At 71.8% G+C, this 17,203-nt stretch carries 16 protein-coding genes and 1 riboswitch; of the genes, 4 read left to right on the top strand and 12 right to left on the bottom strand.

All coding sequences use genetic code 11. The features are described 5' to 3' along the window. Positions 1-10 precede the first annotated feature (10 nt). Entirely contained in the window at positions 11-784 is a 774-nt protein-coding gene (locus AOM07_RS11605; protein ID WP_156165224.1) for a hypothetical protein, read from the top strand. A gap of 126 nt (positions 785-910) precedes the next feature. Continuing rightward, entirely contained in the window at positions 911-1,522 is a 612-nt protein-coding gene (locus AOM07_RS11600) for a TetR/AcrR family transcriptional regulator (protein WP_062313964.1), read from the top strand. A gap of 19 nt (positions 1,523-1,541) precedes the next feature. Here AOM07_RS11600 and AOM07_RS11595 read toward each other — a convergent pair whose 3' ends face one another. From AOM07_RS11595 to dnaK, 4 genes are all read right to left on the bottom strand, one after another. Next, complete coding sequence (locus tag AOM07_RS11595; RefSeq protein ID WP_062313962.1) at positions 1,542-1,955, bottom strand: heat shock protein transcriptional repressor HspR; 414 nt, start codon at positions 1,953-1,955, stop codon at positions 1,542-1,544. Between the two features lie 55 nt (positions 1,956-2,010). Continuing rightward, positions 2,011-2,985 (bottom strand): DnaJ C-terminal domain-containing protein, encoded by a 975-nt coding sequence (locus AOM07_RS11590; RefSeq protein WP_062313960.1) that lies wholly within the window; start codon positions 2,983-2,985, stop codon positions 2,011-2,013. A gap of 13 nt (positions 2,986-2,998) precedes the next feature. After that, a complete protein-coding gene (gene grpE, locus AOM07_RS11585; protein WP_062313958.1) occupies positions 2,999-3,580 on the bottom strand; it encodes a nucleotide exchange factor GrpE in 582 nt (193 codons plus the stop codon). 83 nt (positions 3,581-3,663) lie between these two features. Next, entirely contained in the window at positions 3,664-5,529 is a 1,866-nt protein-coding gene (gene dnaK / locus AOM07_RS11580; protein WP_062313956.1) for a molecular chaperone DnaK, read from the bottom strand. A 323-nt stretch (positions 5,530-5,852) separates the two neighbouring features. Between dnaK and AOM07_RS11575 the strand changes: the two genes are divergently transcribed. Then, positions 5,853-6,323: a rhodanese-like domain-containing protein gene (locus AOM07_RS11575; protein WP_062313955.1), complete on the top strand. Its 471-nt coding sequence runs from the start codon at positions 5,853-5,855 to the stop codon at positions 6,321-6,323. A 118-nt stretch (positions 6,324-6,441) separates the two neighbouring features. On the opposite strand, the gene AOM07_RS11570 is transcribed toward AOM07_RS11575, so the two are convergent. The 8 genes from AOM07_RS11570 to AOM07_RS11535 form a co-directional block, all read right to left on the bottom strand. Next, positions 6,442-7,122 carry a GNAT family N-acetyltransferase gene (locus AOM07_RS11570; RefSeq protein WP_062313953.1) on the bottom strand — a complete coding sequence of 227 codons (681 nt, stop codon included), beginning with the start codon at positions 7,120-7,122 and terminating at the stop codon, positions 6,442-6,444. Between the two features lie 28 nt (positions 7,123-7,150). Next, positions 7,151-7,825 (bottom strand): ABC transporter ATP-binding protein, encoded by a 675-nt coding sequence (locus tag AOM07_RS11565; RefSeq protein WP_062313951.1) that lies wholly within the window; start codon positions 7,823-7,825, stop codon positions 7,151-7,153. Continuing rightward, entirely contained in the window at positions 7,822-9,462 is a 1,641-nt protein-coding gene (locus AOM07_RS11560; RefSeq protein WP_062313949.1) for an ABC transporter permease, read from the bottom strand. The genes AOM07_RS11565 and AOM07_RS11560 overlap by 4 nt, the downstream gene beginning before the upstream one ends. A gap of 10 nt (positions 9,463-9,472) precedes the next feature. After that, positions 9,473-10,546 carry a thiamine ABC transporter substrate-binding protein gene (locus tag AOM07_RS11555; RefSeq protein WP_062313948.1) on the bottom strand — a complete coding sequence of 358 codons (1,074 nt, stop codon included), beginning with the start codon at positions 10,544-10,546 and terminating at the stop codon, positions 9,473-9,475. 19 nt (positions 10,547-10,565) lie between these two features. Further along, positions 10,566-10,686, bottom strand: a riboswitch (TPP riboswitch). A 28-nt stretch (positions 10,687-10,714) separates the two neighbouring features. Then, on the bottom strand, positions 10,715-11,539 hold the full coding sequence (locus AOM07_RS11550; RefSeq protein WP_228374451.1) for a hypothetical protein: 825 nt from the start codon (positions 11,537-11,539) through the stop codon (positions 10,715-10,717). Positions 11,540-11,630: 91 nt separating this feature from the next. Then, entirely contained in the window at positions 11,631-12,203 is a 573-nt protein-coding gene (gene dcd, locus AOM07_RS11545; RefSeq protein WP_062313945.1) for a dCTP deaminase, read from the bottom strand. A gap of 86 nt (positions 12,204-12,289) precedes the next feature. After that, positions 12,290-13,912, bottom strand: coding sequence for a flotillin family protein (locus AOM07_RS11540; protein WP_062313944.1), 1,623 nt, complete (start codon positions 13,910-13,912; stop codon positions 12,290-12,292). A gap of 31 nt (positions 13,913-13,943) precedes the next feature. Next, a complete protein-coding gene (locus tag AOM07_RS11535; RefSeq protein ID WP_062313942.1) occupies positions 13,944-14,474 on the bottom strand; it encodes a hypothetical protein in 531 nt (176 codons plus the stop codon). 286 nt (positions 14,475-14,760) lie between these two features. Between AOM07_RS11535 and AOM07_RS11530 the strand changes: the two genes are divergently transcribed. After that, positions 14,761-17,184, top strand: a complete 2,424-nt coding sequence (locus AOM07_RS11530; RefSeq protein ID WP_062313941.1) for a glycoside hydrolase family 94 protein — start codon at positions 14,761-14,763, stop codon at positions 17,182-17,184. Positions 17,185-17,203 lie beyond the last annotated feature (19 nt).

Raw genomic sequence — 17,203 nt, 5'->3', positions numbered from 1 at the left:
CTCATGGGGCATGACCAGCGAGGTGAACGTCCCGGGTGCAGCTCCCGCCATGCCGCTGCTGCGCCGCTGGGAGGCCGCGAGCATCGGGACGGTGTGGCGCCGTCCCGGCGACTGGTTCACCCCTGCCGCCGAGGCCCTCGCCGAGGCGCTCGAGGCCCGGCTCGACACCTCGCCCGCCGCGTACCGCCTGGGGGAGGCGCGCGCGCTCGTGGGCGTCGGCATCACCGAGGCCATCGACGACATGGCGGTGCTGTTCCGCGCCGCCGGCTACGAGTCCGCGCCGATCCGTTCGATCCGCGCGCTGTGCGAGGGCTGGACCGCGGGCGACGCCGCCACGCGCGTCGAGCCCGCGATGAACGACCCGGAGTCCGGCCTCGGAAGCAACGACTACCTGGTGGCACGCCTCGGCGAGCTGTACGGCGCCGCCGAGCGCGACGGCACCCCGGTGAGCGAGGCGTACGCGCTCGTGCTCGTCGACGTCGCCGCCGCCGACACCGATCCGTGGCAGCGGATGGCGCGCAACGCGGCCATCGGCCAGTCGCTCCGTGACGCCTACGGCAAGGGCCGCCCCATGGCGCGCCTCGCCGACGGCCTCTACGCGGTCCTCGTCGACCGCGGCCCCGACATGGGCCGCGGCATCGGCGAGCTCCGCGACCACATCTCCCGACGCGCGGGCCAGATGCGCGTCGGCAACCTCATGCGGCAGCCGCCGCGCGTGTGGATCGAGTCCCTTCCGGACCTCCACGAGTACGCGGTCGAGCTGGTGGAGTCTCTCCACCGCTGAGGGGGGACGAGGGGCCGGTACCGAGCTGAGGGCGGTGCCGGCCCCTCGTAGCATCCCCGCGCGGCTCCACGCCGACGGGTTGCTTGGCGTGCCCTGCAATGTACGCACTTCACTTATCATTAACCCATGCTTGACGACCAGACCCCCGACCTGCGCCACCGACTGCTTGAGAGCGCTCTCACGCTCATCTCCGAGCAGGGCGCGAGCGGGCTGACGGTCCGTGCGGTGGCCAAGGCCGCCGGGTGCTCGACCATGGGCGTCTACACGCACTTCAACGGCAAGTCGGGTCTCATCGACGCGGTCGTCGAGTCGGGCTTCGACGCGCTCGACCAGGTCATCGCGGACGCGTGGGAGGTCGCCGGCGTCGGCCGCGACGGTCTCATCGCGACGGCGGAGGCCTACCGTGCGTGGGCCTTCGAGTCGCCCGCGCAGTTCCAGACGATGTTCGCGCCGGCGATCGCGGGATACGAGCCCTCGGAGCAGACCCGCGAGCGCTCGTGGGAGACCTTCTTCGCGCAGCGTGCCCGGGTGGCCGCGGCGCTCGACAGCGCCGACGCGGACCCGGCCGCGTGGCACGACAGCACCACGCGCCTGTGGGCCTGGGTGCATGGCCACGTCGCCGTCGAGCTGATGAGCCGCGCGTACGCGAGCGAGTCGCACGACGAGATCCCGCCCGCGGACCTCTCGATCGCGATCGACGCGGAGATCGAGCGCGTCGCCGTCGCCGTCGCGAGCTAGCGACGGGGCAGGGGTCGCGTCAGTCGCGCGGACCCGTCCACAGCACCACGGCGCGGCCCTCGTCGCGCCGAGCGCGGCGTCCGCGCTCGACGATCACGACGTTGCCGGTGGGGCCCGTGGTGAAGATGCGCGAGCCCGTGTCCGCGCGCGGACGCAGGCGCTCGACCTCGCGCTCGAGGCTCTGCACCTCCCGTGAGAGGTGCAGGATGCGCTTGATGCCGGCGAGGTTGATGCCCTCCTCCTGGCTCATGCGCTGGATCTCGCGGAGCGTCGCGACGTCCCGCAGCGAGTAGCGACGGCCGCCGCCCGGGCGACGCCGCGGCACCACGAGGCCGAGCCGGTCGTACTGCCGCAGCGTCTGCGCGTGCATCCCGGCCAGCTCCGCGGCGGCGGAGATGAGGAACACCGGCTCGTCGACGTCGGGCTGCTCCATGGTCCACCTCCTTCGCGCCCACGCTAGCGGGCAAGCATCGTGCCTGCTGTGAGGCCTACCGTGCGGCGTCCTTGTAGAGGCTCGCGCGCGGGTCCTCGCTGCCGAGCGTCTCCGCGAGCGCCTCGACGGCCTTCTTGGCGTCGCGCGAGAGCTTGTGCGGCACCGCGACCTCGACGGTGACCAGCAGGTCGCCGGTGCCCTTCTTCGACGTGAGGCCGCGGCCCTTGACGCGCAGCGTCGTGCCGGACTGCGTGCCCGGCGGCACCTTGACCTTGACGGTGTCGCCCGCGAGGGTCGGCACGGCCACCTGGGCACCCAGCGCCGCCTCGTCGAAGCGCACGGGCAGGCGCGCCTTGAGGTTGAGCCCGTCGGTCGTGAAGACCGGGTGCTTCTGCACGTGCACGGTGAGCAGCAGGTCCCCGGCCGGCCCGCCGTTGGCGCCCGGGCGGCCCTTGCCGGGTACCCGGATGCGCTGGCCGTCCTTGACGCCCACGGGGAGCCGCGTGGAGATGCGGCCGCCGTCGGTGCCGAGGGTCACGGTCGAGCCCTCGGCGGCCTGGCGGAACGACACCTCGACCGCGGCGGCGAGGTCGCCGCCCTTCTGGGGCCCGCGCTGGTAGCCGCCGCCCCCGAAGAGGCCGCCGAGGATGTCCTCGAAGCCGCCCCCGCCGGCGCCGCCGGTCTGGAAGCGCACGTTGCCGCCGCCTCCCGGCATGCCGCCGCCGAACATCCCGCCGAACATGTCCTCGAAGTTGCCCGCGCCGCCGGGGCCGCCCGCCTGGAAGCGGGCGCCCCCGCCCATCGCGCGGATCTGGTCGTACTGCTGACGGTCGCTGTCGCTGGAGAGGACCGCGTAGGCCTCGCCCACGTCCTTGAACCGCTGCTCGGCCGTCTTGTCGCCCGGGTTGCGGTCCGGGTGCAGGTCGCGCGCGAGCTTGCGGTACGCCTTCTTGACCTCGTCCTGGCTCGCGTCCTTGGAGACGCCGAGCGTCGCGTAGAAGTCCTTGTTGAACCAGTCCTGGCTCGCCACGGCGCCTCCCTCCCTACTCGGGCTGCGCGACGATGACGCGCGCCGGACGGAGCACGCGCTCGCCGACCTTGTGGCCGGGCTGCGCGACGTGCTGGACGGTCGGCTCGGACACCTCGCCGCTGGGCTGCGACATGAGCGCCTCGTGCAGCTGCGGGTCGAACGCGTCGCCGCTGGCGCCGTAGGCCGACCAGCCGAGGCCGGCGAGGGCGGACTCGAGCTTCGCCGCGATGGCCGCGAACGGGCCGTCGGCGAGGTCGCCGTGGTCGCGCGCGGCGGCGATGTCGTCGAGGGTCGGGATGAGCGCCTCGATCGCCTTCGCGGTCGCGTTGACGCCGATGAGCTCGCGGTCGCGGTCGACGCGCTTGCGGTAGTTGACGTACTCCGCCTGCAGGCGCTGGAGGTCCGCGAGGTGCTCGGCGGCCTTGGTGTACGCCGCGTTGAGCGCGTCGTCCGCGCCGTCCTCGTCGGCGGTGAGGTCGTCCACGCCGTCGTTGTTCTCGTCGAGGAAGCTCGCTGCGGCCTCGTTCACGATGCGCTCGGCCTGGGCCTCCGCATCGTCCCGCGGCTCGGGGGTGCCGTTGTGGTTGTCGGTCATGGCTGCCTTCCCTGGAAGCGCCGAGGGCGGGCGGCGGCCCGGTGTCGGATGATCACCGCGCCGCCGCCCGCCGTCGTGCCTCGTTACTTGTTGTCCTCGTCGTCGACGATCTCGGCGTCGACCACGTCGTCGTCCTGCGGGGCGCCGCCGGCGGTCTGCGCCGCGGAGTCCTCGTCGACGTTGACGCCCTCGGCCTGCTGGGCCGCGTAGACGGCCTCGCCGATCTTCTGCGCCTTCTCGACGAGCGTCTCGTGCTTCGCCTTGATGTCCTCGACGTCGTCGCCCTCGAGCGCGGTCTTGACGTCCGCGATCGCGGTCTTGACGTCCTCGGCGACCTCGGCCGGGACCTTGTCCTCGTTCTCGGACAGGATCTTCTCGGTCGAGTACGCGAAGGTCTCCGCGTTGTTGCGGGTCTCCGCCTCCTCGCGACGCTTCTTGTCCTCCTCCGCGTGCTCCTCGGCGTCCTTGACCATGCGGTCGATGTCGTCCTTGGAGAGGGCCGAGCCGCCGGACACGGTGATGGACTGCTCCTTGCCGGTGCCGCGGTCCTTGGCGTGGACGTGGACGATGCCGTTGGCGTCGATGTCGAAGGTGACCTCGATCTGCGGCACGCCGCGCGGGGCCGGCGCGATGCCCGAGAGCTCGAACGTGCCGAGCATCTTGTTGTCACGCGCGAACTGACGCTCGCCCTGGTAGACCTGGATGAGCACCGACGGCTGGTTGTCCTCGGCGGTCGAGAAGACCTCGGACGACTTGGTCGGGATCGCGGTGTTGCGCTCGATCAGGGTGGTCATGACGCCGCCCTTGGTCTCGATGCCCAGGCTCAGCGGCGTGACGTCGATGAGGAGGACGTCCTTGCGCTCGCCCTTGATGACGCCGGCCTGCAGCGCGGCGCCCACGGCGACGACCTCGTCCGGGTTGACGCCCTTGTTGGGCTCCTTGCCGCCGGTGAGCTCGCGCACCACGTCGGCCACGGCCGGCATGCGGGTCGAGCCGCCGACGAGCAGCACGTGGTCGATGTCCGACAGCTTGATGCCGGCGTCCTTGATCACCTGGTGGAACGGGGCCTTGGTGCGGTCGAGCAGGTCCGAGGTCATCTGCTGGAACTGCGCGCGGGTGAGCTTGGTGTCGAGGTGCACCGGGCCGTTCTCGCCGATGCTCAGGTACTGCAGCGAGATGGTGGTCTGCTGCGCGGAGCTGAGCTCCTTCTTCGCCTGCTCGGCGGCCTCGCGGAGGCGCTGGAGGGCCGAGCGGTCCTTCGACAGGTCCACGCCCTCGGTGTTCTTGACCTCCTTGACGAGGTGGTCGACGATGCGCTGGTCCCAGTCGTCGCCGCCGAGGCGGTTGTCGCCCGCGGTGGCCTTGACCTGGATGGTCGAGAAGTCGTCCTCGTCCTTGCCGACCTCGAGGAGGGACACGTCGAACGTGCCGCCACCGAGGTCGAAGACCAGGATGTGCTCGTCCTCCTTGCCCTTGTCGAGGCCGTACGCGAGGGCCGCGGCGGTGGGCTCGTTGACGATGCGCAGGACGTTGAGGCCCGCGATCTCGCCGGCCTCCTTGGTGGCCTGACGCTCGTGGTCGTTGAAGTACGCGGGCACGGTGACGACGGCGTCGGTCACCTTCTCGCCGAGGTACTCCTCGGCGTCGCGCTTGAGCTTGCCCAGGATGCGGGCCGAGATCTCCTGCGCCGTGTACTTCTTGTCGTCGATCTCCTTCGACCAGTCGGTGCCCATGTGGCGCTTGACCGATGCGATGGTGCGGTCGACGTTGGTGACCGCCTGGCGCTTGGCGATCTCGCCGACGAGGACCTCGCCGGTCTTCGAGAACGCGACCACCGACGGGGTGGTGCGAGCGCCCTCGGCGTTCGCGATGACGGTGGGCTCGCCACCCTCGAGGACGGACACCACCGAGTTGGTGGTGCCGAGGTCGATGCCAACTGCACGTGCCATGTGTGTTCTTCCTCCAGTCGCGGCCGCGCCGCGTGATCCGACTCGCTCAGGACTTGAGCGACCATCACTCAACTTATGTGCGCCATCCGACACTGTCAAGCCGAGCGGCGAAAAGTTGAGCGGACTCTGCTCAACTTCTCAGGAACGTCGATTCCCAATGACGGATGTGCCTCGGGTGTCGCCGCGTGAAGGCTGTGACGGCCCCACGGGTCGCACCGGTCGCTTGCCTCACATCTGTCATTGGGAGTCGCCGGGCCGGTGCCGCCTGGCAAGGTGCCGCGGGGGCCTCGACTGGCCCCGCGCATCGTGCCTACGCTCGCCGCATGGATCACGCCGCCCGCCTCGCCGCCGCCCGTGCGCACTTCGCCGCGCGCCTCGCCTTCGAGACCGACGTCTCCGACGTGCACGCCGCGCTCGAGTCCGGCGATCCCGGCTTCGTGCTGATCGACACCCGCAACCGCGAGGCGTGGGACCAGGGCCACGCGCGCGGCGCGATCCACCTGCCCAAGCCCGACATGCCCGCGCGCATCCCCGCGAAATTCGCGGCCGGCACGCGCTTCGTCGTCTACTGCTGGGGTCCCGGCTGCAACGGCGCCACCCGCGCGGGCCTCATCATCTCCGAGCTCGGCTACGAGGTGCAGGAGATGATCGGCGGCTTCGAGTACTGGGCGCGCGAGGGCATGCCCGTCGACGCGGTCGGCGCCGACGGCGTGGTGGTCGACGCCACCTACCCCGTGGACCCGCTCACGGCGCCGCGCCCGGTCGCGGGCGCGCGCATCGCCTGCGACTGCTGAGCGGCCGCCTGCGGGGCCGCCCCCTGGGCTGCTTCCTGCGAGGTGCTCGGTGAGCGAACACCGCGAGATCGGGCGCTGAGCACCTCGCAGCGCTCCGCACGCCGCTGGCACGACCGGCTCAGCCGGCGACCTGCACGATCTGCACCACGTTGGCGGTGTCGCGACGCTCGAAGCCCAGGCGGGCGTAGAGGCGGAGCGCCGTCGCGTTCGAGGCGCCGGTGTGGAGGAAGGGCTGCCGGCCCGCCTCGCGGATCCCGTGCGCCACGACCTCCATGAGGGTGGTCGCGAGCCCGCGTCCGCGGTGCGAGTCGCGCGTGCACACCGCGCTGATCTCCGTCCACGAGCCCGTCGTGAGCCGCTCGCCCGCCATCGCGACGAGCCGGCCGTCCTCCTTGACGCCGTAGTACGCGCCGAGCAGGTGGGTCTCCTCGAGGAACGGCCCGGGCTGGGTCTCCTCGACGAGCGCGAGCATCTCCGGCGCGTCTTCAGCGGTCAGCCGGACCACGTCGGAGTGCGGGCGCCCGAAGGCGGTGGGCACCGTCATCTGGACCACCTCGAAGCGGTCGACCTCCTCCCAGGTCGGCGGCACGTCGTGCGGGAGCCCGAAGAGCACGAGCTCGTCGTCGCCCGCGAGAGGCGCGAGGTCCGCCCAGTCCTGCGCGCGGTCGCCCGGAGGGACCGCCGCGAAGCGGGCGATGGACGGGCGGTAGCGCGCGGCCTCGCCCTGGCGGACCGACAGGGGACGATGCGCGCCGGAGAGCGCGTGCCAGACGGGGTGGTCGAGCTCGGAGAGGGACATGGGGTCGATTCTCCCGCTTGCGCGGGGGTCAGACGACCCGCCCGTCGGCCATCCGCACGACGCGGTCGGCCATGACCTCGGCCTCCGCCGGGTCGTGCGTCACCAGCAGCCCGGTGGTCCCGGAGCCGTGCAGGATGTCCCGCACCTCGACCGCGAGCCGCGCGCGCAGGTCCGCGTCGAGCGAGGAGAGGGGCTCGTCGAGCGCGAGGAGGCGCGGGCGCGGGGCCAGCGACCTGGCGAGGGCCACGCGCTGACGCTGGCCGCCGCTGAGCTCCGTCACCGCGCGGTCGCCGAGGCCCTCGAGCCCCACCAGCGCGAGCAGCTCCTCGACCCGGGTCGCGCGGGCCGCGCGCCCCATCCCCGCCATCTCGAGCCCGAAGGCGATGTTCGCGCCCACCGTGAGGTGGGGGAACAGCTGCCCGTCCTGGAAGACCAGCCCGAAGCCGCGCTTGTGGACGGGCACGCGGGCGAGGTCCTCGCCGTCCCAGGCCACCGTGCCGGCGGCGGGCTCGACGATCCCCACGACCGCGGACAGCAGCGACGACTTCCCGCACCCGGACGGCCCCAGGAGCGCGAGCGTCTCGCCGCGCGCGATGTCGAGCGACACCCCTCGCACGGCCTCGACCGGCGGCGTCCCGGGGTAGGCGACGCGCAGGTCCCGCACCGCGAGGCCCGGGCCCGCACCCACGTCGGCCCCGCTCATATCTCGGCGCCCACGGTCGTGCGCAGCCGCTCGGAGGCGAGCATGATGGCCGCGGTGATCGCGGCGAGCAGGACGGATGCGGCGAAGGCCATGCCCACATTCTCGATGCCCGGGCGCGACAGCAGGCGCGCGATCGCCGTCGGGAGCGTGGGGCGGTCGGGACGGGCGACGAATGCCGTCGCCCCGAACTCGCCCATGGAGATCGCGAAGGCGAACGCGATCGACGCCGCCGTCGCGGAGCGCAGCATCGGCGCGTCGACGCGCAGCAGCACCCGCCACGGCGACGCGCCCAGCGTCGCGGCCGCGGCGCGCAGGCGCGGGTCGATCGCGCGGGCCGCGGGCACCAGCGCGCGCACCATGAGCGGCAGCGCGACCACCGCCTGCGCGATCGGCACGAGCCACCACGAGCCGCGCAGGTCCACCCCGAGCACCGAGCGGTTGAGGGTGAGCAGCACGCCCAGGCCGACCACCACCGCGGACACCCCGAGCGGCAGCATGACGAGCGACTCGAGCGCGGACGCCCGTCGCGAGCGGCGCGCCACCAGCTGCGCGGTCACGATCCCCACGACGGCCGCCATCGCGGTCGCGACGGTCGCGGTGACGAGCGACGTCACGGCCGCGTGCCACAGCGGCGCGGACAGCGTCGAACGCGCGGGCGGCTCGCCCAGCAGCGCCGCGTAGTGGTCGAGCCCGTAGCCGTCGGACGTGCGCAGGGACCGTTCGACCAGCGCCATCCCCGGCAGGGTGAGGAGCAGCGCGGTGGGTGCGAGCGCCGCCGCGATCCCCCAGCGGTCGCGGCGGCGCGGCGTCCGCGCGGGCTCGACGGCGGCGGGCGGCCGCGGGGCGCGCGCCCGCGCGCTCACCCACAGCGCGATGGCGACGAAGACCACCTGGACGAGCGCGAGCACCGCGGCCGCGCGCAGGTCGAGGAACTGGTTGACCTGGAGGTAGATCTCGGTCTCCACGGTGCGCACCCGGGATCCGCCCAGGATGAGCACGAGCGCGAATGACGTCGAGCAGAACAGCAGCACCACCGCCGCGGCCGATGCGATCGCGGGGCGCAGCGCCGGCAGCGTCACGGTGAGGAACGCGCGGGCGGGCGACGCGCCCAGGGTGCGCGCCGCATCGGCCATCCGCGGCGACAGCGACTCCCACGCGCCGCCCACGATGCGCACCACCACGGAGATGTTGAAGAACACCAGCGCGAGCACGGTCGCCGTCACGGACTGGTCCAGCCCGAGCCCGCCGAGCAGCCCCGACCGCGAGAACAGGGCCGAGAACGCGGCCGCCACGACGATGGTCGGCAGCACGAACGGCACGGTCACGAGCGCGCGCATCGTCCTCGCGCCTCGCCACGAGAACCGCGACAGCGCCCACGCCGCGGGCAGGCCCAGCAGCAGCGAGCCCGCCGTGCCCGCGACCGCGAGCCCCACGGTCGTGGAGATCGCGTCGAGCGTGCGCGAGCGTGCGAGCACCTCGAGCGCACCGGCGAGGTCCCCGCCGCCGAGGCCGTCCTCGCCCAGCAGCCCCCGCACGATGACGGTGCCGGCGGGCCACAGGAAGAACAGCCCGAGGAACGTCAGGGGCACGGCCGCGAGCGCCCACCAGAGGCGGGCGCTCGCGGGCCAGGGCTTCATCGGGGTCGGCTCAGTCGAGGACCGTGGCGGTCCACTGGTCGATCCACTCGTCGCGGTGCGCGTCGATGTCCGCCGGGTCGACGGCCAGCGGCGCCGCCGCGAGCGGGGCGAACTGCTCCCAGTCCGCCGGCACCTCGGCCGTGGTCGACACCGGGTAGACGTACATGTTCTCCGGCAGCGTCGACTGGAACGCGTCGGACAGCAGCCAGTCGACGACGGCCTGCGCGCCCGCCGGGTTCTCCGCGCCCTCGAGCACGCCCGCGTACTCGACCTGGCGGAAGCACGTGTCGAGCATCGCGGCGGTGGTGGGCTCGCCGTCGATCACCTCGTAGGGCGGGGAGGAGGCGTAGCTGAGGACGATGGGGAAGTCGCCGCCGTAGTTCGGCGCCGAGAAGTCCGTGTAATAGGTGTCCGACCACGACGCCGTCACCCGGACGTCGTTGTCCCGCATCGCGGCCCACCACGCGGTCCACGCATCGCCCTTCGCCGCGATGGTCGCGAGCAGGAACGCGAGGCCGGGGGAGGACGTCGCGGGGTTGGTGACCGACACCATGCCGGCGTATTGCGGGTCGGTGAGGTCGTCGAGCGTCGGGGCGCCGTCGGGGAAGGTCGCGAGGTCGTAGTTGAGGCAGACGTCGGAGAAGTCGACCGCCGTGAGGAGGTCCTCGGCGCCGGGGACCGCGTAGGCCGCCGCATCGTCCGCCGCGGGCACGTCGGGCGCGTACGCGGCCAGCACGCCGTTGTCGACGGCGCGCGAGGCGAACGTGTTGTCGATGCCGTAGACCACGTCGCCCAGCGGCGCGTCCTTGGTGAGGACCAGCTGGTTGACCAGCGTGCCGGCGTCGCCGGGCTGCACCAGCTCGACGTCGATGCCGGACTCGGCCTCGAAGGCGGCCAGCACGTCCTCCGGCACGGCGAAGCTGTCGTGCGTCACGAGTCGGACCGTGCCGCCCGTCTCGGGGGACGATGCGGCGGTCGCGTCGGCGGTGGCCGAGGCGCCGGGCTCCGCGGTGGTCGAGCAGGCCGCGAGCAGCAGCGTGGACATGGCGGCGGCCGTGACGGCCGCGGTGCGCGTGACGCGCATGTTTTCCTCCCGGAATAGGAGGGGACGAGACTCGACTCCCTACGCCGGTGCGAGCCGGATCAGGTTCGAGGGTCTGCGGCGTTCCGCACTCTCAGCGCCCTGGCCCCGGTCTCCCGGGAAGCGCTCCCCTGTCGTGTCCGGCCAGGATAGCGCGGGTGCGGCGGGGTGCTACTCCGCGATGATGCCCTGCGCCATGGTCCGGGTGACGTCGGTGCACTCGAGGGAGTCGAGATCGGCCGAGGCGTAGATGACGACGAGCGAGTCGTCGGCGGCGATCGCCATGAGGCACTCGTGCGTGGGCCAGCCGTCGTAGGTGGCGTCGGCCTCGATCTCGTAGGCGTCGTACCGGAGCCCCGTGATCAAGGCGCGCTCCGCCGTGATCTCCAGCGCGTCGTACTCGGTGGCCCAGGTGTCGAGGAAGCCGTGCGCCTCGTCCTTGACCCCGAGCTCCAACGGCGAGTCGTGGGCCGCGTAGATGCCGACCCACGTGCGCGCATAGTCAGTGTCGCCGTCTGCCGCGAAAGCTGCGATGGACTCGAGCGAGCCGGTCAGCACGGTGCCCTCGTCGACGCTCGCGAAGCCCTCGTACTCCTCCCACGACGCGTCGACGTAGTAGACGATCCGGCCGGACGCGGACTCGAGTCGCGTCCATTCCGGGGGCAGCCAGTGCATGATGCGCTCGGGTGTCGCGGCGGGGGAGGCCGCGGCCACGGCATCCTCGATCTCCGCCATGGCGGGCGCGCTCGCCAGGTACGAGCCGACGCCGATGCCTCCGTGCAGGACGAGCCCGCCCAGCACGATCAGCGCGACGCCCCATCCCGGGATGTCGCGCAGCGGTGCGGGCGCCGCGACCGGCGCGGAGCTCTCGACCGGCGCGGAGCTCTCGACCGGCGCCGAGCTCTCGACCGGCGCCGAGCTCTCGACCGGCGCCGAGCTCTCGACCGGCGCGGAGCGCGGCGGCGTCGGCGGCGCGACGAATGGGTCGGTGGTCATCATTCCCCCTGGTGTTCCCGCTTGTGCGAGGAGCCTAGGGGGCTGCGGACCGTATGGCACCGTGTGACACGCCCGGCCGGCGTGACGGGCGTCAGACGTCGATGCGGTGGAAGTTCTTCCAGCTCAGCGACGCGGTCGGCCCGCGCTGGCCGCGGTAGCGCGAGCCGTAGCGCTCCGAGCCGTAGGGGTGCTCGGCGGGCGAGGACAGCCGGAAGAAGCACAGCTGGCCGATCTTCATGCCGGGCCAGAGGTTGATCGGCAAGGTCGCGGTGTTCGACAGCTCGAGCGTGACGTTGCCCTCGAAGCCGGGGTCGATGAAGCCCGCGGTCGAGTGGGTGAGCAGGCCCAGGCGGCCGAGCGAGGACTTGCCCTCGAGTCGGGCGGCGACGTCGTCGGGCAGCGCCACGGACTCGTAGGTCGACCCGAGCACGAACTCGCCCGGGTGCAGCACGAACGGGCCGTCGGCGACGTCGACGAGGCGCGTGAGCTCGGGCTGCTCGGCGGCCGGGTCGATGGCCGCGTACTTGTGGTTGTCGAACACGCGGAAGAAGCGGTCGAGGCGCACGTCGATCGAGGAGGGCTGGATCATGTCCGCGTCGTAGGGCTCGAGGGCGACCCTGCCCGCGGCGATCTCAGCACGGATGTCCCTGTCCGAGAGAAGCATGGGCCCAACCTAGTGGCCGGGGCCGGGACGTGACCAGGCCCCCGGGCGCCGATGCGCGCGGGGGCCTGGTCGTCGAGCGTGCGTGCTCAGTCGTGCTCGGGCGCCTCGATCCGGATCGGCATGCGCTCGCCGTGCGAGGCGTCCGCGGCGGCGCGACCCGCGGCCGCACCCCCGACCGCGCCCTTGATGAGGTCGCTGATCCCGAAGCCGGTGACGGAGGTCATGACCTCCTCGGTCTCGGTGAAGAGGTTCGCCGCCTGGCGGGTGACCGCGGACGCGCCCTCGGTCGACACCACCGTGATGGAGTCGATCGCGGACATCGCCTTGCCCATCTCGCCCACGATCGCGGGCATCCCGTCGAGCGCGATCTCGAGCACGCCGACCTGCGGCATGTTCTCGTACGCGGTCTTCTTGGCCTCGATGCCCTCGGCCTCGGCCTTGCCCTTCGCGGCGATCGCGGTCGCCTCGGCCTCACCCTTGGCCTTGACGGCCTCGGCCTCGGCGAGACCGGTGGCCTGGACGACGCGGGCCGCGGCGGAACCGCGGGCCTCGTCGGCAGCCGCCTCGGCACGTCCGCGCGCCTCGTCCGCGGAGGCCTCCGCCTTGCCTCGCGCCTCGAACACCGCGGCGTCCGAGAGTCCGCGGGCCTGGTTGGCGGCGGCCTCGGACTCTCCGGCCTGACGCGTCGCCTCGGCGATGCCCTTCGCCTTCGAGATCGCGGCCTCGCGCTCCGCCTCGGCCTCGACCTTGGTCGCGTACGCGGTGGCGTCGGCGGGCTTGCGCACCTCCGACTCGAGGCGCATCTCCGTCACCTCGGCGCGCTTGGCCTCGGCCAGGCGCTCCTGCTCGTAGATCTCGACGTTGCGCTGCGCCTCGGCGATCGGCCCGGCGGCCTTCGCGTTGGCCTCGGCGGTGTCGGTGTCCTGCTGGATCTCCGCCATGCGGAGCGCGAGGGTGCGGTTCGCCTCGGCGATCTGCTGCTCGGCTGCCGCGCGCTTCTGCTCGGACTCGCGGCGGGCCTCAGCCTCGGCGATCTCGGCGTCGCGGCGAGCGATCGCCGCCTGGCGGCGTCCCAGGTCCTGGATATAGCCCGAGGGCGTGGTGACCGACTGGATGTTCAGCCCCTCCAGCACCAGGCCCCACTCGGAGCATGCCTCCCCTGTGACCTTCATGACGCGGTCCTTGAGCGTCTCGCGGTCGGAGTTGATGTCCTCGACCGACATGGTGCCCACGATGGCGCGCATGTCGCCCTCGATGTTCTGCTGGACGAAGGCCTCGATGTTGAGCGGGTTGACGTTGAAGCGCTCGATCGCGGCGCGCACCGAGGCCTCGTCGCCGCCGATCTTCACGTTCGCGACGCCCTCGAGGTTGACGAGGATGTTCTGGTTCGACGGCGAGTCCTGCACCCGCCAGGCGATCTGGCGCGTCTCGAGCGACACCTTGTTGTAGCGCTGCGTGAACGGCACGACGAACACGCCGCCGCCGCCCAGCACCACCTTCGACGGCACGGGGCGCGTCTCGTAGGCGACGGTGCCGTCGGCCTTGCGGACGGGCACCTGCGTCTTGGACTTCGATCCCGAGACCACGAAGGCCTCGTCCGGGTCCGAGACCTTGTAGCGCGATGCGATGGCCCAGACCACCACGATCGCCGCGAGCACGCTGGCCGCGATGGCGATCAGGGTGATCGCGCTGCCGGCGAGTCCGAACATGTACTGCCCCCTCTGTTGTGTACGAGGTCCCTCAGGCGGAGTGCCGGGAGACCTTGATCTGGTTGCCCGCGAGCACGGCGTCGACCACGACGTCGTCGCCCGCCTTGAGCGGCTCATCGGAGCGGAAGCTCATGCGACGGTTCTGCCCCAGGAACGGCACCAGCGCCGTGCCGAGCGCGCCGGGCGTCGCGGGCGCCTCGGCCACGGTGACGATGCGCCCGACCATCGCGTTCAGATCGGTGGCGCCGTCCTCCTGCTGCTGGCTCATGAGCACGCGGTGCGCGCCGAAGGCGAGGAGCCAGCCGGCGACCGCGCCGGCGAGCCCGATCAGGATGACGGTCCCGAGGCTCGGGTCGTCCATGCCGAAGCTTGCCGCGGCGCCGGCGAAGCCGAAGCCGGCGAGCGTCGCGGCCGTGGTGGTCGAGCTCAGCGCGCCGTCCGGCAGCACGTCGAGCGCGACGTCGAAGATGTCGCCGACCACCGCCGAGATGATGGCGAACACGAGCGCGAGGGCGCCGACGCCCAGCAGGAGATATCCGACGGTCATCGTCTCGAGTCCCATGTGGCTCGCCTTTCGAGTGCGAGGCTCGCGCGATCCAACGCCCCCGACGCCGCGCCGAGCCTGCCCGAACCCTAGCGGCGGCGCACGCCCGGCGCCAGCATCGTCCCTGGTCGCGTCGTGCGCCGCGGCGGTAGGGCCAGGCGACGATGCGGCGCGCGCGGGCCTCGCGCATCGTCTCGTGAGAGCGCTCTCTCGCGTTTCCCGAATCGTTTCGATAAGGTGGACTCCGACACTCCGCCGGAGGCGCCGCATGGAGGCGCGCGCCCCGACACGAAAGGCTCCGCACATGCAGTTCGGCCACTTCGACGACGAGGCCCGCGAATACGTCATCACGACGCCCCACACGCCGTACCCGTGGATCAACTACCTGGGCGCCCAGGACTTCTTCGGGCTGGTGTCGCACACGGGCGGCGGCTACAGCTTCTACCGCGACGCGAAGCTGCGCCGCCTCACGCGCTACCGCTACAACAACGTGCCGGTCGACGACGGTGGCCGCTACTTCTCGATCAACGACGGCGGCGACGTGTGGAGCCCCGGCTACCGCCCGTACAAGACCGAGCTCGACTCGTTCGAGACCCGCCACGGCATGGGCTACACGCGCATCACGGGCTCGCGCAACGGCCTCGAGGCCTCCGTGCTGCTCTTCGTGCCGGTCGACGTGAACGCCGAGGTGCACCGCGTCGAGCTCACCAACACGTCCGACGCCCCCAAGTCCTTCTCGCTGTTCAGCTTCCTCGAGTTCAACCTCTGGAACGCGGAGGACGACCAGACCAACTACCAGCGCAACCTCTCCATCGGCGAGGTCGAGGTGGTCGACGGCGCGATCTATCACAAGACCGAGTACCGCGAGCGGCGCGACCACTACGCCGTCTACGGCGTCAACGCCCCGATCGCGGGCTTCGACACCGACCGCGACACGTACCTGGGCTTCGGCAACGGCTTCGACGAGGCCGCGGTGCCGCACGCGGGCCGCGCCCAGAACAGCATCGCGTCCGGCTGGTACCCGATCGCCTCGCACCAGCTCGAGGTCGAGCTCGCGCCGGGCGAGTCGAAGGCCTTCACGTTCGTGCTCGGCTACCTCGAGAACCCGCGCGACGACAAGTGGGAGGCGCCCGGCGTCATCCGCAAGGACGGCGCGCGCGAGCTGCTCGCCCGCTTCGCCACCGACGAGCAGACGCTCGAGGAGTTCGCCCAGCTCAACGCGTACTGGGACGGGCTGCTGGGCTCGTACACGGTCGAGTCGGGCCACGAGAAGCTCGACCGCATGGTCAACATCTGGAACCAGTACCAGTGCATGGTGACCTACAACATGTCGCGCTCGGCGTCCTTCTTCGAGACCGGCATGGGCCGCGGCATGGGCTTCCGCGACTCGTCGCAGGACCTCCTCGGCTTCGTCCACCTGGTCCCCGAGCGCGCCCGCGAGCGCATCATCGACATCGCGTCGACGCAGTTCGAGGACGGCAGCGCCTACCACCAGTACCAGCCGCTCACCAAGCGCGGGAACCACACCCTGGGCTCGGGCTTCAACGACGACCCGCTGTGGCTCATCCTCGGCGTCGCCGCGTACGTCAAGGAGACCGGTGACTTCGCGATCCTCGACGAGCAGGTGCCGTTCGACAACGACGAGTCCAAGGCCGAGTCGCTCATGGAGCACCTCAAGCGCTCGTTCGACCACCCCTTGAACAACACGGGCCCGCACGGGCTGCCGCTCATCGGCCGCGCCGACTGGAACGACTGCCTCAACCTCAACTGCTTCTCCACCGAGCCCGGCGAGTCCTTCCAGACCACCGGCAACCGCACCGGCGGCGTCGCCGAGTCGGTGTTCATCGCGGGCATGTTCGCCGCGATCGGCCCCGAGTACGTCGCCCTCGCGCGCCGTCGCGGGGACGATGCGGAGGCCGACCGGGCGCAGGCCGCCATCGACGAGATGAAGGCCGCCGTCACGGAGCACGGCTGGGACGGCGAGTGGTTCCTCCGCGCGTACGACTACTTCGGCAACAAGGTCGGCACCCACGAGACGCAGGACGGCCAGATCTGGATCGAGCCCCAGGGCTACTGCATCATGGGCGGCATCGGCGTCGAGGACGGCAAGGCCATCCAGGCGCTCGACTCGGTGCGCGAGCGGCTCAACACGCCCCACGGCATCGTCCTGCTCAACCCGGCCTACACGGAGTACCACGTCGAGCTGGGCGAGGTGACGTCCTACCCGCCGGGCTACAAGGAGAACGCGGGCATCTTCTGCCACAACAACCCGTGGGTGATCATCGCGGAGACCGTGGTCGGCCGCGCCGAGCACGCGTGGGAGTACTGGAAGCAGATCGCGCCCGCATACCGCGAGGAGCAGTCCGAGGTGCACCGCCTCGAGCCCTACGTGTACGCCCAGATGATCGCCGGCAAGGACGCGGTGCGCCACGGCGAGGCCAAGAACTCGTGGCTCACCGGCACCGCGTCGTGGAACTTCGTCACCGTCTCGCAGTACCTGCTCGGCGTGCGCGCGGACTACGACGGCCTCGTGGTCGACCCGTGCATCGGCGCCGAGGTGTCCGAGTACACCGTGCGGCGCGGGGTGCGCGGCGCCACGTACGTCGTCAAGGTGTCCAACTCCGGCGGCAAGGGCGCGTCCCTCACCGTCGACGGGCGGCCGATCGAGGGCTCGCTCGTGCCGTACGCGGAGCCCGGCTCCGTGGTCGAGGTGGTCGCCACCGTCTGATCTTCCTTCCGAGCCGTGA

Source organism: Demequina rhizosphaerae (genome assembly GCF_000971255.1).
GTDB lineage: Bacteria > Actinomycetota > Actinomycetes > Actinomycetales > Demequinaceae > Demequina > Demequina rhizosphaerae.
This window is presented reverse-complemented; position numbering and strand designations above follow the sequence as displayed.